Source organism: Rhizobium sp. LEGMi-198b (genome assembly GCF_054114205.1).
Genome location: NZ_JBSYVH010000002.1, coordinates 424,760 through 438,915, shown reverse-complemented (window position 1 = coordinate 438,915; position 14,156 = coordinate 424,760). Strand labels below are relative to the sequence as shown.

Sequence of the window (14,156 nt, the reverse complement as noted above, 5' to 3'; positions counted from 1 at the left end):
CAGTTGACAGTCGCCGAAACCTGAAGAATTCTTTTCTTATAAAGATTTTATTAAGAGGGTAGGACGCCTTTGATGCTTGCCGGGCAAGGCATTCTGACGGAAGCGGATGGCGATTGCGTCGCGGTCGAACGGCCGGACGGAAAAAGCGCGGTTTTCATCATCTGCGAACATGCTTCACGCACGTTGCCCAAATATTTCGGCGATCTGGGCCTTTCGACCGAAGCGCTGTCCAGCCACATCGCCTGGGATCCGGGTGCGCTAGCGGTCGCCACGAAGATGTCCGGCAGCCTCGATGCTACGCTGGTTTATCAACGCTTCTCGCGGCTGATTTACGACTGCAACCGTCCGCCCGAAAGCGCGGGCGCGATGCCGGAGGTCAGCGAGATCTACACGATCCCCGGCAACCAGCACCTGCAAACCTCCGACCGGCAAGCGCGCACCAACGCTCTTTATATACCGTTCCATGACCGCATTCGCGCGCTCCTGAAAGAGCGCGCGGCGAGGGAACAAAACACCGTGATCGTCACGGTTCACAGCTTCACGCCTGTTTACAATGGCAGGCAGCGGGCAGTGGAGCTCGGCATTCTGCACGATGAAGACCGCTGGCTGGCGGATCGCATGCTCGATGCTGCTGTAGAGGCGCCGCTCTACCGCACCGAACGCAACGAGCCTTACGGGCCAGAAGATGGCGTCACCCATACGCTTAAACTGCATGGGCTCGCCAACGGTTTGCATAACGTTATGATCGAGGTCCGCAACGACCTCATCGGAGATGACGTCGGCCAAGGGGTCGTGGCCGACTATCTAACAGGGCTTATCCAGAGCAGTCTGGAAGCCTGAGCATAGAAGAAAAGACCCCGGGGAGCAGTTCAACTGCGATCGGGCCGTATGGCAAAAAGCCAGCGGCGCAAGTGGCACAATGGTGGCCCGCAATTCCGTGGGCGACCGGGTTTTAGGGGGAATGACATACATGTCTGATTACACAGAGTTGGACAAGAAGCAGGACGTGCATATTCTGCACTCCATGGGCTATGCCCAGGAGTTGGAACGGCGCATGAGTTCGTTCTCGAACTTTGCCGTATCCTTTTCCATCATTTGCATTCTTTCGGGCGGCATCAATTCGCTCGCCCAGGCGACTTCTGGCGCAGGCGGTGCCGCGATCGGCATCGGCTGGCCGGTCGGATGCTTCATTTCGCTGGTCTTTGCCGTGGCGATGGCGCAGATCAGCTCAGCCTATCCGACTGCGGGCGGGCTCTATCACTGGGGCTCGATCCTCGGCAACCGCTTCACCGGCTGGCTGACCGCATGGTTTAACCTGCTCGGCCTCGTCACCGTTCTCGGCGCCATCAATGTCGGCACCTATTATTTCTTCATCGGTGCTTTCGGCGGCTATTTCGGTATGGTCGATACGACATTGGTTCGTATCGTGTTCCTAGTGGTCATTACCGGCCTTCAGGCGCTCGTGAACCATATGGGTATCGGGCTGACCGCGAAGCTCACCGACTTCTCCGGCTATCTGATCTTCGCAACCTCGATCGCACTTGCGGTCGTGTGCCTGATCGCCGCACCATCCTATGATTTCGCGCGGCTGTTCACTTTCACGAATTACTCGGGTGTGGCAACGATTGCCGCCGATGGTTCGGCAACCGGAGCACCGGTCTGGCCGCAGGTTTCCACCTTCTGGGTCTTTGCGCTCGGCCTCCTGCTGCCGATCTACACGATCACCGGCTACGACGCCTCGGCGCATACATCGGAGGAAACGGTCAAGGCAGCGCATTCCGTTCCGCGCGGCATGGTAGCCTCCGTGCTTTGGTCGGCCTTGTTCGGCTATATCATGCTGTGTGCATTCGTTCTGATGATCCCGAATATGGACGACGCCGCAAAGCAGGGCTGGAACGTGTTCTTCTGGGCGATGGATGCTCAAGTGAACCCCATCGTCAAGGATATCCTGTATCTCCTGATCTTCATCAGCCAGTGGCTGTGCGGCCTTGCAACGGTCACCTCTGTATCGCGCATGATCTTTGCGTTCTCGCGTGACGGCGGTCTTCCTGCATCGAAGGCACTTTCCAAGGTCAGCCCGACACACCGCACGCCGGTTTCCGCGATCTGGACCGGCTCGATTCTTTCGGTGCTGTTCGTCTGGGGTTCGTCGCTGGTGTCGATCGGCGATACACCGGTTTACACCATCGTCGTTTCGTGCACCGTCATCTTCCTCTTCTTCTCCTTCGCGATCCCGATCACGCTCGGTCTGTTTGCCTGGGGTACGTCGAAGTGGGACAAGATGGGCCCGTGGAACCTCGGTGAAGGGTTGTTCAAGCTTTTTGCCGTGCTGTCGATCATCGCGATGATCGTGATCTTTGTTCTCGGCATTCAGCCGCCGAATGACTGGGCAGGCATCATCACCGTCGGCTTCTTTGTCCTGACTGCGATCGTCTGGTTCGGCTTCGAGCGGCGGCGCTTCAAGGGACCGCCGATCGGCGACGCGATCGCCAAGCGCAAGGCCGAAATCGCAGCGGCAGAAGCGGCCGTCGGCGAAAGCTAAGCATCGGAGCTGCATTTCTCGAACGGCGGGGCCGCCTGCGTGCGGCCCCTTCACCGGTATAAACGAAACGCACGGCGCCGGGTTGCTCCCAGCTACGAGCCGGGGTTCCGTTGTCCGACACCCCAATTCATTGTTCAGGCGGATCACTCATGAGCACTAGCTATACGTTCGACGACCTCAAGAAAGATGTGGCCGAGGGGCGCATCGATACGGTTCTGGCATGTCAGGTGGACATGCAGGGTCGCTTGATGGGCAAACGTTTCCAGGCGGAATTCTTCGTGGAGAGCGCCTGGAAGGAAACGCATAGCTGCAACTATCTCCAGGCGACCGACCTCGAGATGGAGACCGTCTCGGGTTACAAGTCGACGAGCTGGGAAAAGGGCTACGGCGACTATACGATGAAGCCCGATCTCGCCACGCTTCGCCGCATTCCCTGGCTTGAGGGCACGGCGCTGGTGCTTTGCGACGTGCTCGATCATCACACCCATGAAGAGGTGGCGCATTCGCCGCGCGCCATCCTGAAGAAGCAGGTCAGGCGGCTTGAAGCAATGGGCATGAAGGCCTTCATGGCATCCGAACTGGAATTCTTCCTGTTCGATCAGAGCTATGACAGCGCCCGCGAGTCTGGTTATCGCAACCTGCATCTCGCCAGTGGCTATAATGAAGACTACCATATCTTCCAGACCACCAAGGAAGAAGGGGTGATGCGGGCGATCCGCATTGGCCTGCAGGGAGCCGACATTCCGGTCGAAAATTCCAAGGGGGAGGCTTCGGCGGGGCAGGAGGAAATCAACGTCCGCTATGCCGATGCGCTGACCATGGCGGATCGCCATGCAATCATCAAAAATGGCTGCAAGGAGATCGCCTGGTCGAAGGGCAAGGCCATCACCTTCCTGGCGAAGTGGAACTACAATTCCGCCGGCAGCTCGTCGCATATTCATCAGTCGCTATGGAGCGCTGACGGCAAGACGCCGCTGTTCTTCGACAAGGAACAAGAACATGGCATGACGCCGCTGATGAAGCATTATGTCGCCGGTCTTTTGACGCATGCCAGCGAGATCACCTATTTCCTCGCGCCCTATATCAATTCCTACAAGCGTTTTGTCGCCGGCACCTTTGCGCCGACCAAGGCGATCTGGAGCACTGACAACCGCACTGCGGGCTATCGTCTCTGCGGCGCCGAGACCAAGGGAATCCGCATCGAATGCCGTGTCGGCGGCTCCGACCTCAATCCCTATCTCGCCTTTGCCGCGCTGATCGCCGCCGGCCTGGATGGCATCGAGAACAAGCTTGAACTAGAGGCACCCTTCGTGGGGGACGCCTATGGTGCCCGCGAGGTTCGCGAAATTCCGCGCACGCTGCGAGACGCTGCGGTGGCGCTGAGCGGCTCTCAGATGCTGCGCGCCGCTTTCGGCGACGATGTCATCGATCACTACACCCGTGCTGCCGAATGGGAGCAGGAGGAATATGATCGCCGCATCACCGACTGGGAGGTGGCGAGAGGATTCGAAAGAGCGTAAGCCTTCCTGTGATTTTTGATTTCCGCCCGATTTTCGTCGTCAGGCGCGGGCAGGGAAGGTGGCTGCGGTAAATCGCTTCTTTCGGCGATGTAAGCTCTTGGGGTAGTTTCTCGGTGATTAGCCGAGACCATATTCGTGACTATAGAAACAGGATTTCGATCATGACCATGATCACATGCGTGTCCCCGGTAAATGGGGAGATTTATGCGGAGCGTCCGGCGCTGTCGCTGGATGCGGCCAAGGAAGCGGTCGCCCGCGCCCGCAAGGCTCAGAAGGACTGGGCGCGCCGCCCGCTGGAAGACCGCGTTCAACTGGTGCTGAAGGGTGCTGCGCGCCTCAACGAAATGGCCGATGTCGTCGTGCCGGAGCTCGCATGGCAGATGGGCCGCCCGATCAAATACGGCGGCGAATATCGCGGTTTCAACGAGCGCTCGAATTATGTTGCGTCGATCGCAGCCGATGCGCTGTCGCCGATGGTGGTGGAAGACAGCGCGAATTTCGCCCGTCGTATCGAGCGCGAACCGCATGGCGTCGTGTTCGTCATCGCGCCATGGAACTATCCCTATATGACCGCGATCAACACGATCGCGCCGGCGCTGATGGCCGGCAATACTGTTATTCTGAAGCATGCCAGCCAGACGCTGCTGGTCGGCGAGCGGCTGGTTCAAGCCTTCGTCGAAGCGGGCGTTCCAGCCGATGTCTTCCAGAACGTCTTCCTCGATCATGAAACGACGTCGGCGCTGATCGCCGCCGGCAGCTTCAACTTTGTCAACTTCACCGGTTCGGTCGAAGGCGGGCGGTCGATCGAACGCGCTGCCGCCGGCGCCTTCACCAGCCTTGGCCTCGAACTTGGCGGCAAGGATCCGGGCTATGTCATGGAAGATGCCGACCTCGAGGCGGCCGTCGACACGCTGATGGATGGTGCCACCTACAATTCCGGCCAATGCTGCTGCGGCATCGAGCGAATCTATGTGCATGAATCGCTTTATGACGCCTTCGTCGAGAAGTCGGTCGCCTGGGTGTCGAACTACAAGCTCGGCAATCCGCTGGAGCCGGAAACTACGCTTGGCCCGATGGCGAACAAGCGTTTCGCCAAGGTGGTCCGCGAGCAGATCGCCGATGCCGTCGCCAAGGGCGCCAAGGCGCTGGTCGACCCCAAGCTTTTCCCGGCCGATGACGGCGGCGCCTATCTCGCGCCGCAGATCCTCGTCGATGTCAATCATTCCATGGCCTTTATGCGCGAAGAGACCTTCGGCCCCGCCGTCGGCATCATGAAGGTGAAGAGCGATGCGGAAGCGCTGGAATTGATGAATGACAGCCCTTACGGCTTGACGGCGTCGCTCTGGACCAAGGATGTCGAGCGCGCTTCGAGCATCGGCCGCGATATCGAAACCGGCACCGTCTTCATGAACCGCGCCGATTATCTCGATCCGGCACTGTGCTGGACCGGCGTCAAGGAAACAGGCCGTGGCGGCTCGCTTTCAGTGTTCGGTTTCCATAACCTGACGCGCCCGAAATCCTACCATTTGAAGAAGGTAACAGCATGAGCAATATCTCAGCCAATTGGAGCTATCCCACCGCCGTCAAGCTCGGCCGCGGCCGGATCACGGAACTGGCGGATGCCTGCAAAAGCCTGGGGATCAAGAAGCCGCTCCTGATCACCGACCGAGGGCTCGCCTCGATGGCGATCACCAAGACGGCGCTGGATATTCTCGAAGACGCCGGCCTCGGCCGTGCCATCTTCGCCGACGTCGATCCGAACCCGAACGAGAAGAATCTCGAGGCCGGCGTCAAGGCCTTCAAGGATGGCGGTCATGATGGCGTCGTCGCCTTCGGTGGCGGCTCGGGCCTCGATCTCGGCAAATGCGTTGCCTTCATGGCTGGCCAGACACGACCGGTCTGGGATTTCGAGGACATCGGCGACTGGTGGACCCGCGCCAATGTCGAGGGCATTGCTCCGATCGTCGCTGTTCCAACGACCGCCGGCACCGGCTCCGAGGTCGGCCGCGCCAGCGTCATCACCAATTCTGTAACGCATGTGAAGAAGATCATCTTCCATCCGAAGTTCCTGCCGGGCGTCGTGATCTCCGATCCTGAACTGACCGTCGGCATGCCGAAGATCATCACCGCCGGCACCGGCATGGATGCCTTCGCCCATTGCCTGGAAGCCTATTCCTCGCCGTTCTATCATCCGATGTCGGCCGGTATCGCGCTGGAAGGCATGCGGCTCGTCAAGGAATTCCTGCCGCGCGCCTATCGGGAAGGTACCGATCTCGAAGCCCGCGCCAATATGATGAGCGCCGCCGCCATGGGTGCTGTCGCCTTCCAGAAAGGGCTAGGCGCCATTCACGCGCTGTCGCATCCGATCGGCGCCGTCTACAACACGCATCACGGCATGACCAATGCCGTCGTCATGCCGGCCGTCCTGCGCTTTAACCGCAAGGCAATCGAAGAAAAGATCGCCCGTGCTGCCGCCTATCTCGGCATTTCCGGTGGTTTCGACGGTTTCTATGACTATGTGTTGAAGCTGCGGGCCGAACTCGGCGTTCCGGAAAGCCTCTCGGCTATGGGCATTGCGCCCGATCGCATCGACGAGCTTTCGGCCATGGCGATCGAAGATCCAAGCGCCGGTGGCAATCCGGTGCCGATGACGCTGGAGAACACCAAGGCGCTGTTCCACGACTGCTTCTAAGGCAATGTCGGCTTTAATTTTCAGTCGTGCCGCGAGATGATTGCGGCACGATTTTTTGTGCCTATCTGGCAGGTTGACGATCGCAATCTTCACCGGCAAGTGGCGTGCCGATGGTGTAGCCTGCTAGGCCCTCGCCGACGCGATATCTTAATGCGCGACAAGCGCCATTAGGGCTTTGTTAACCATATTTCGAAACAATACGTTAATCGCACCAATGACTCAGATGGTGCTGAAATGAGCGATGTTCGTGCTCACCGCCATCTTGCCGGAGACCGACAATGCCAGTTATCACATTTGCAAATACGAAGGGTGGCGCAGGGAAGACGACGGCGGTTTTGCTGTTGTCCACGGAACTGGCGCGACGCGGTTATCGCGTCACCATTCTTGACGCTGATCCGCAGCACTGGATTTCGCACTGGTATGAAATCTCCGGCCGTGTTCCCAATATTTCCGTCATCGATTTCGTGACGAGCGCGTCCCTGCCGATACATCTTTCCGAGAACAGTGCGACGGATTACTTCATCCTGGATCTGCCGGGTGCCCGCACGCCGCTGCTGGCAACGGCGCTCGGTCTCTCCGATCATGTGCTCATTCCGATCCAAGGCTGTGCGATGGATGCGCGGGGCGGCGCGCAGGTGCTGGAGCTACTGCAATATATGGAACAGAAAGCCGGCATTCACATCAATCATTCGGTCGTTCTGACCCGCGTGAATTCGATGGTGACGACCAGAGCGCTGCAGGTGGTGAAAGCGCTGTTGTCTCAGCGCAGTGTTACGGTTTTAGAAACGCCGATCATCGAACGCTCCGCTTTCCGCGATATCTTCGATTGCGGCGGCACGCTCTATACCATGGATCCGAACCGGGTCAGCAATCTCGACAAGGCTCAGGAAAATGCCCGCTCCTTCGCCGAGGAAATGATGCGGCTTTTGCCGACCCGGCTGACGGCTTCGGCCCGCAGCGCTGTCCATGAGGCGATCCGCACCGCGGCCTAGCAAGCTTTCACAATAGAAAGGCCGCCGGATGGCTCATCCGGCGGCCTTATCATTTGCTCAAATGCGATCAATCGACGAATTCGACGACTACGCCGGGCTTGACCATCTTGGCAAGTTCGGTCGCATCCCAGTTGGTCAGGCGCACGCAGCCGTGGCTCTGCGACTTACCGATCTTGGAAGGGTCCGGAGTGCCGTGAATGCCGTAGGTCGGTTTCGATAGCGCCATCCAAACAAGACCGACCGGGCCGTTCGGGCCGGGCGGAATGTCGAGGATCTTGTCGTTGGCGCCCTGCTTGAAGTTGATCTTCGGATTGTACGTGTAGCCCGGATTGAAAGCGACGCGCTCGACCGTGACCGTGCCGGAGGGCGACGGCGTGTCGGTCGAGCCAATGCTGGCGGGGTAGGCGGCAATCAGAGCGCCGCTGGCGTCATAGGCGAAAACCTGCTTGCGGCCCTTGTCGGCCAGAATCTTGGCAACGGTGCCGGTCTTGCCCGGGCCGGTGTTGACGACTTTGATCGTGGTGCCGGGAACCGTGAAGTCGACGCCGGGATTGAGTTCCTTCAGATAGCCTTCATCCATATGGAAACGTTCGGCCAGCATTTCCGTGGTCGACGTATAGCCGAGCGACTGCATCTGCGACTTCGCGGCATAGTCTTCAGGGATCGATGCGACATAGGGGCCAGCGGCATCGGCAGGCGTGATCGTATAGTTGATGATCGGCATGCCGCCCGATAAGCGCAGTTGTTCGAGGATCGAATCCGTGTCGTTCGGGTTCAGCGTCTGACCGGTCATCTGCTGGTAGGCGTAGACCGCCTTGGTGACATTGGCGCCCATGCGGCCATCGATCGCGCCCGGCGAAATGCCCTGGCGAGAGAGGAAGACCTCCAGCGCGGTGATCTCCATCTTCGACTTGCCCTTCAGCGTGATGACGGGCTCAGCAGGCGGCTTGCGTTCGATAGCAGGTGCCTGTTCCTGCGGATCGATCGACGCGTAGTCGGCGCCATTCGGATTCTGTGTGGCTTGTCCGCCCGGCAGCGATTGATTGTCGAGCGGCTCGCTCTGGATTTCGCCGTCGCGCGGAATGCCGCTGGTGACGACACCGCGATCCTGTTGATCATAGCCATTGTCGACATAGCCACCATCATCGCCGCGATACTGGCGATAGTCGCGGTAGCCGCCATTGTTGGAAAGCTGCGTGTCGCCATATCGGTTGCCGTCGCCATAGCCATCGTCATTGTAGGCGTCGCGGCGAGGCGCGCGGGGGTAATAAGTGCTGGCGCGCATCTCGGTAGCGACGACGTTGCCGTAGCGATCGATCAGCACGCGATGGCCGCGCCCGTCGCGGGCGACGGTTACGCTGCCTTGGTTCGGATATTGATCAAGGATTCGTCCGTCAGGGGTCACAAGAACCACGTCGTTCCCGCCGTGATAATATTGTGCCTGCGCATTGTTCAGCGCGAGGGCAGAGGTCGCGGCAGTCAGAGCCAAAGTAAGGCTGAATTTCAGGAACCGGTTCACGTCTGTGGAATCCTCGGGTGATGGCTGAGCCGACACACACATGGCAATTTTGACGCCAGTGTGGAATTTAAGATTATCATGCTGAATAAAAGATAAAAATTTGTGTGATCAAGGCGTCAAGTTAACGTTCGGTAAGACAAACCACCGCTAAATCTGGATTTGTCCCATTTTGGAGCCATTTTTGATGGGATGGCCGGGGAGCCGATAGGGAGGATTGCAGGAGATGATAGATTTCGCCGCAGCCAAGGGACCGAAGCTGACGCTGGATGAGAACTCCGTGCTGGACATCGGCGCCTGCATCGTCGACGGCAACAATCTTGCGCCCGGCCGCGCCATTCCGGATGATGGCGACCCGCGCATCGATCATTCGCTGGAAGGCTTTCTCTTTACCTGCGGTCCGGATCATATCCGCCATCCGGAGCCAATGTCTGACGCTTTCGAGGGCAAGCGCTATCCGCTGCACGGCTCCATTTCCTCGCACCCCGCCAAGATCCTGTGGACCCGATCCGAGAACGGCGATGCGGAGTGCCGCGCCGATATCGATATCGTCACCGCCGAACGCCGCACGGCACGGCTGGAGCGTCATTGGCGCATCGACGGCGCGACCGGCGAGGTTTCGCTTAACGACCGTGTCGTCAACACCAGCATCGAGGCGATGCCGGTCTTCCTGATGTATCACATGAATATTGGTGGCAAGTGGTTCGATGACGGCGTGCGCCTCTCCGGCCAGATGCTGGAGAACGGCGGTTTCCCATGGGCCTTCGGCGAGGAAAAGGGCGGTCTTTTCTGCGTGCCGGCGACGGCGAAGGGCGAGGATTGGTCGGAAGTGTGCCTCGGGCCGATCGCCGCCATTGGCGGCAAATCGCTGCGGGTTCGATTCGGCACGGATACGCTGCCATTCCTGCAGGTCTGGCGCAACCAGCGCGCGCCTGTGCACGTTCTCGGAATCGAGCCCGTTTCGCATCGCCTGGCATCGCGCGGCGAGCTGGAGGAGGCGGGTGAATTCAATATTCTTCAGCCCGGGGAAGCCAGGAGTTTCGCACTCAACTTTGCCTTCGTCTGAAGGGCTTGAGCGGTTGACGCTTGCTCTATGGCGGCGTAGACCATGGCCCTCGGTTTCACAGAGGAAATGAACCATGGATATCCGCCCGATCGATGACGAATACTCGGTTTCCGGCCAGATCACCCTGGAGGATCTCGATCAGATCAAGGCCATGGGTTTCAACTCGATCGTCTGCCATCGTCCGAACAATGAGAGCCCGGATCAGACGCCGTTTTCTGTCATTGAAGCCCGCGCCAAGGAGCTTGGCCTTGAAATCGCGCATGTGCCCGTTGGGCCGATGGGCGTAACCGAAGAAGCCGTGCAGGGCATGGTCGACGCGCTCGACGAATTCCCGCGGCCGATGCTCGGCTATTGCCGTTCCGGCGCGCGCTCGACCGCGATCTATCAGAAGACGCATCATATCCGCGGCTGAGCGGCCACCGCCAAACATGCAAGAGATTGAGGGCGTTGCCGATGGGCAGCGCCCGGTTTGTTACCCGTCACTGCACAACATCAGGAGAGAAGCATGAGCATCAAGCGTATCGACGCCGGAGCCCGCATGAGCGGCGCTGTTATTCACGGCAACACCGTTTACCTCGCCGGCCAGGTTGGTGAAGGCGAAAGCGTCACGGATCAGTGCAAGTCGGCGCTGGCCGAAGTCGACCGCCTGCTGGCCGCCGCCGGAAGCAACAAGTCGAAGATTCTGCAGACGATCATCTACCTCTCCGACATCGCCTATTTCGCTGAAATGAACGCCGCCTGGGAAGCCTGGGTCGATCCGGCAAACACGCCAGCCCGCGCCACGAGCGAAGCTAAGCTGGCTGCGCCGAAGTATAAGGTTGAGTTCATCGTCACCGCTGCGATCGACTGATCCGAGCTTCGACGCACTTTTGAAAAGCCGGTGAAGCACTCTCACCGGCTTTTTGTTTGCGAAATTTCCGTCAGGGTCCGTGAGGGCGTGATCGCCTCGGGGTCGAGCACGATCTCAATGATCGCCGGCTTGCCGCTGGCGCGCGCCCGTTCAAAGGCGGGGGCGAATTCTTCGCTGGTCTTCACCGTTTCGCCATGGCCGCCGTAGGCGCGGGCAAAGGCTGCGAAATCCGGATTGTTCAAAGCTGTGGCGCTGACGCGGCCGGGATATTCCCGCTCTTGATGCATGCGGATGGTGCCGTACATGCCGTTGTTGATGACCAGCGCAATCAAGGGCAGGTGATATTGCACGGCAGTCGCGAATTCCTGCCCGTGCATCATGAAACAGCCGTCACCTGCAAAGCAGATCACCTCGCGCTCAGGGAAGAGCTGCTTGGCGGCAACCGCGGCGGGCAGGCCATAACCCATCGAACCCGAAGTCGGGGCCGCCTGTGTGTTGAAGCGGCGAAAACGATGGAAGCGGTGCAGCCAGGTGGCGTAATTGCCGGCACCATTGGTGAAGACCGTATCGGGCGCGGTATTGGCCTCGATCCAATCCATGATCCGGCCCATATGCACGGCACCGGGGCTCTTTTCCGGCGTTTTCGACCAGGCGAGATAAGCCGCGTGCATGCGCTCCGTCCGCTCTGCCCAACGCGGTTCCGCCGGTGCTTCGAGATCGGCGAGTGCCACCACGAAGTCGGCGGGGCTTGCGCAGATCGCCAGATCCGGACGATAGACCCGGCCGAGCTCCGACGGATCGGGATGGATGTGGACGAGTTGTTGGTGCGGGTAGGGGATATCGACCAGTGTGTAGCCGGACGATGGCATCTCGGAAAGGCGTCCGCCGAGAAGGATCAGCAGATCCGCTTCCTTGATCTCCTTCGCCAGCGCGGGGTTGATGCCGATGCCGACGTCGCCGGCATAATTCGGATGCAGATGATCGAACAGCATTTGCCGACGGAAGGAGCAGCCGACGGGCAGCTTGAAGCGTTCGGCGAAGCTCCGGAGATTAGCGACCGCCTCCTCGCCCCAGCGCGTGCCGCCGAGGATAACCATTGGACGTTCCGCTGCGATCAGGCGCAAATGGAGATCATCGATCTGGCTGCGGCCGGGATGGGCAGCGACCGGCATGTAGCGCTTGGTATGTGGGGCTTCGACCTCGTCGCGCAGCATATCTTCAGGCAGGGTCAGCACGACGGGGCCGGGCCGGCCCGAAGTGGCCACCGCGAAGGCGCGGGTGACGAATTCCGGAATACGGGCGGCATCGTCGATCTCGCCGACCCATTTGGCGAATTCGGTGAAGGCGCGGCGGAACTCCACCTCCTGAAAGGCCTCGCGCTCGCGGGCATCGCGCTGCACCTGGCCGATGAAGAGGATCAGCGGGATGGAATCCTGCCGTGCAATATGCAGGCCGGCCGAGGCATTGGTCGCCCCCGGACCGCGGGTGACCATGCAGATGCCGGGCTCACCGGTCAGCCGGCCCCACGCATCCGCCATCATCGCCGCGCCACCCTCCTGGCGGCAGACCAGCACGCCGATGTCGCTGTCATGCAGCGCATCGAGCACGGCCAGAAAGCTTTCGCCGGGAACGCAGGAGATGCGCTGGACGCCATTTGCCTTGAGGGCTTCGACGATAAGCTGACCGCCGGTGCGTTTCATGGTTTTGCCCTTCCTTCCAGTTCCGCCAATTCGGCGAGAACCTCCTCCTGATGTTCACCAAGGCGCGGGCTTGGCCGCGTATAGGTCAGCGGCGTTTCCGACAAGACGACCGGTGTGCGCACGCTCGGAATGACGGTGCCTGCGGCATCCTCAAGATCGATCCGCAGGCCGCGAGCCTCAATCTGCGGGTCGGCGAACATGTCTTCGATCGTATTGATCGCGCCGGCCGGCACGGCATTGTCCTCGCAGGCTTTCAGCAGATCCGCCTTCTTCCAGGAAAGCGTTTTCGCCGAGATGAAAGCGCGGACGTCGTGGCGATGGGCGACGCGCGCCTTGTTGGTTGCGTAGCGCTCATCATTTGCCTGCTCGTCGATGCCGAGAATCGTGCAGAGGCGGCGGAACTGCCCGTCATTGCCGACAGCAAGGATCAGGTAACCATCGGCCGTCGGCACGACCTCATAGGGCGAGATATTGGGATGGGCATTGCCAAGGCGGGTGGGAGCCTTGCCGGAGATCAGGTAGTTCATGTTCTGATTGGCAAGCACGGCGGATTGCACGTCGAGCAGCGCCATGTCGACAAGCTGACCTTCGCCGGTCTTAAGCGCGTGGATCAGGGCTGCTTCGATCGCGGAGACGGCATAGATGCCGGTAAAGATATCGGCGATCGCGACACCCGCCTTCATCGGCTGCCCATCCGGCTCACCGGTGATCGACATGAAGCCGGACATGCCCTGGACGATATAGTCATAGCCTGCGAGACCGGCATAGGGACCGGTCTGGCCGAAGCCGGTGATCGAGCAATAGACCAGTTTTGGATTGATCTTCCGCAGGCTCTCGTAGTCGAGTCCATATTTGACGAGGCCGCCCAGCTTGAAATTCTCGATCAGCACATCGGCGGTCATGACCAGCCGCCGAACAAGGGCCTGGCCCTCTTCGGTCCTGAGATCAGCGACAACGGAACGTTTGCCGCGATTGGCGGAGTGGTAATAGGCGGCGGAAAGGTTTTCCCCATCCTTGCCTTCGACGAAAGGCGGACCCCATTGGCGCGTATCGTCGCCTCCATCCGGGTTCTCGACCTTAACGACGTCAGCGCCCAGATCGGCCAGCATCTGCCCTGCCCAGGGGCCGGCAAGAACGCGGGCGAGTTCGATGACACGAATGCCGGAAAGGGGTGGTTTCTTGGTTTTATTATCGGTCATATCGGTCCCGATGGGCGGCTACGGCACGAAAGTGTTCTCAGATGTATCGGATACCGGCCCGGAAGCAAAGCGCCGCTCG

Annotated in this window: 12 protein-coding genes; 9 read left to right on the top strand and 3 right to left on the bottom strand. The window is 59.9% G+C overall.

What is annotated here, in order from left to right:
• Positions 1 to 69 precede the first annotated feature (69 nt).
• The 6 genes from ACXHXG_RS08795 to ACXHXG_RS08770 all read left to right on the top strand — a co-directional run bounded on the left by ACXHXG_RS08795 (position 70) and on the right by ACXHXG_RS08770 (position 7,746).
• Positions 70 to 840: an N-formylglutamate amidohydrolase gene (locus tag ACXHXG_RS08795; RefSeq protein WP_457899053.1), complete on the top strand. Its 771-nt coding sequence runs from the start codon at positions 70 to 72 to the stop codon at positions 838 to 840.
• A 130-nt stretch (positions 841 to 970) separates the two neighbouring features.
• Positions 971 to 2,542: an amino acid permease gene (locus ACXHXG_RS08790; protein WP_104823599.1), complete on the top strand. Its 1,572-nt coding sequence runs from the start codon at positions 971 to 973 to the stop codon at positions 2,540 to 2,542.
• Positions 2,543 to 2,691: 149 nt separating this feature from the next.
• On the top strand, positions 2,692 to 4,062 hold the full coding sequence (locus ACXHXG_RS08785; RefSeq protein WP_457899052.1) for a glutamine synthetase family protein: 1,371 nt from the start codon (positions 2,692 to 2,694) through the stop codon (positions 4,060 to 4,062).
• 161 nt (positions 4,063 to 4,223) lie between these two features.
• A complete protein-coding gene (locus tag ACXHXG_RS08780; protein WP_457899051.1) occupies positions 4,224 to 5,609 on the top strand; it encodes an aldehyde dehydrogenase family protein in 1,386 nt (461 codons plus the stop codon).
• Entirely contained in the window at positions 5,606 to 6,754 is a 1,149-nt protein-coding gene (locus ACXHXG_RS08775; protein ID WP_104823596.1) for an iron-containing alcohol dehydrogenase, read from the top strand. Before ACXHXG_RS08780 ends, ACXHXG_RS08775 begins: the two co-directional genes overlap by 4 nt.
• A 278-nt stretch (positions 6,755 to 7,032) precedes the next feature.
• Positions 7,033 to 7,746 (top strand): AAA family ATPase, encoded by a 714-nt coding sequence (locus tag ACXHXG_RS08770; protein WP_457899050.1) that lies wholly within the window; start codon positions 7,033 to 7,035, stop codon positions 7,744 to 7,746.
• A 67-nt stretch (positions 7,747 to 7,813) separates the two neighbouring features.
• Here ACXHXG_RS08770 and ACXHXG_RS08765 read toward each other — a convergent pair whose 3' ends face one another.
• Complete coding sequence (locus ACXHXG_RS08765) at positions 7,814 to 9,265, bottom strand: L,D-transpeptidase (protein ID WP_260303960.1); 1,452 nt, start codon at positions 9,263 to 9,265, stop codon at positions 7,814 to 7,816.
• A 223-nt stretch (positions 9,266 to 9,488) separates the two neighbouring features.
• Here ACXHXG_RS08765 and ACXHXG_RS08760 point away from each other — a divergent pair, with 223 nt between their 5' ends.
• The 3 genes from ACXHXG_RS08760 (at position 9,489) to ACXHXG_RS08750 (ending at position 11,178) form a co-directional block, all read left to right on the top strand.
• On the top strand, positions 9,489 to 10,328 hold the full coding sequence (locus ACXHXG_RS08760; protein WP_457899049.1) for a DUF4432 family protein: 840 nt from the start codon (positions 9,489 to 9,491) through the stop codon (positions 10,326 to 10,328).
• Positions 10,329 to 10,401: 73 nt separating this feature from the next.
• Positions 10,402 to 10,740, top strand: a complete 339-nt coding sequence (locus ACXHXG_RS08755) for a protein tyrosine phosphatase family protein (RefSeq protein WP_457899048.1) — start codon at positions 10,402 to 10,404, stop codon at positions 10,738 to 10,740.
• Positions 10,741 to 10,833: 93 nt separating this feature from the next.
• Positions 10,834 to 11,178 (top strand): RidA family protein, encoded by a 345-nt coding sequence (locus tag ACXHXG_RS08750; RefSeq protein WP_104823592.1) that lies wholly within the window; start codon positions 10,834 to 10,836, stop codon positions 11,176 to 11,178.
• A 41-nt stretch (positions 11,179 to 11,219) separates the two neighbouring features.
• Here the strand turns inward: ACXHXG_RS08750 and ACXHXG_RS08745 are convergent, their stop codons facing one another.
• Together ACXHXG_RS08745 and caiB are read right to left on the bottom strand one after the other, a co-directional pair.
• Positions 11,220 to 12,878, bottom strand: coding sequence for a thiamine pyrophosphate-binding protein (locus ACXHXG_RS08745; protein WP_457899047.1), 1,659 nt, complete (start codon positions 12,876 to 12,878; stop codon positions 11,220 to 11,222).
• A complete protein-coding gene (caiB, locus tag ACXHXG_RS08740) occupies positions 12,875 to 14,077 on the bottom strand; it encodes a succinate--glutarate CoA-transferase (protein ID WP_457899046.1) in 1,203 nt (400 codons plus the stop codon). The genes ACXHXG_RS08745 and caiB overlap by 4 nt, the downstream gene beginning before the upstream one ends.
• Between the last annotated feature and the right edge of the window lie 79 nt (positions 14,078 to 14,156).

What these genes read in the sequence shown, in the direction of transcription:
- ACXHXG_RS08790 (WP_104823599.1), top strand. Translation starts at nt 971, where the DNA reads ATGTCTGATTACACAGAGTTGGACAAGAAGCAGGACGTGCATATTCTG.
- ACXHXG_RS08775 (WP_104823596.1), top strand. Translation starts at nt 5,606, where the DNA reads ATGAGCAATATCTCAGCCAATTGGAGCTATCCCACCGCCGTCAAGCTC.
- caiB (WP_457899046.1), bottom strand. Translation starts at nt 14,077, where the DNA reads ATGACCGATAATAAAACCAAGAAACCACCCCTTTCCGGCATTCGTGTC.
- ACXHXG_RS08760 (WP_457899049.1), top strand. Translation starts at nt 9,489, where the DNA reads ATGATAGATTTCGCCGCAGCCAAGGGACCGAAGCTGACGCTGGATGAG.
- ACXHXG_RS08750 (WP_104823592.1), top strand. Translation starts at nt 10,834, where the DNA reads ATGAGCATCAAGCGTATCGACGCCGGAGCCCGCATGAGCGGCGCTGTT.
- ACXHXG_RS08785 (WP_457899052.1), top strand. Translation starts at nt 2,692, where the DNA reads ATGAGCACTAGCTATACGTTCGACGACCTCAAGAAAGATGTGGCCGAG.
- ACXHXG_RS08745 (WP_457899047.1), bottom strand. Translation starts at nt 12,878, where the DNA reads ATGAAACGCACCGGCGGTCAGCTTATCGTCGAAGCCCTCAAGGCAAAT.
- ACXHXG_RS08770 (WP_457899050.1), top strand. Translation starts at nt 7,033, where the DNA reads ATGCCAGTTATCACATTTGCAAATACGAAGGGTGGCGCAGGGAAGACG.
- ACXHXG_RS08780 (WP_457899051.1), top strand. Translation starts at nt 4,224, where the DNA reads ATGACCATGATCACATGCGTGTCCCCGGTAAATGGGGAGATTTATGCG.
- ACXHXG_RS08755 (WP_457899048.1), top strand. Translation starts at nt 10,402, where the DNA reads ATGGATATCCGCCCGATCGATGACGAATACTCGGTTTCCGGCCAGATC.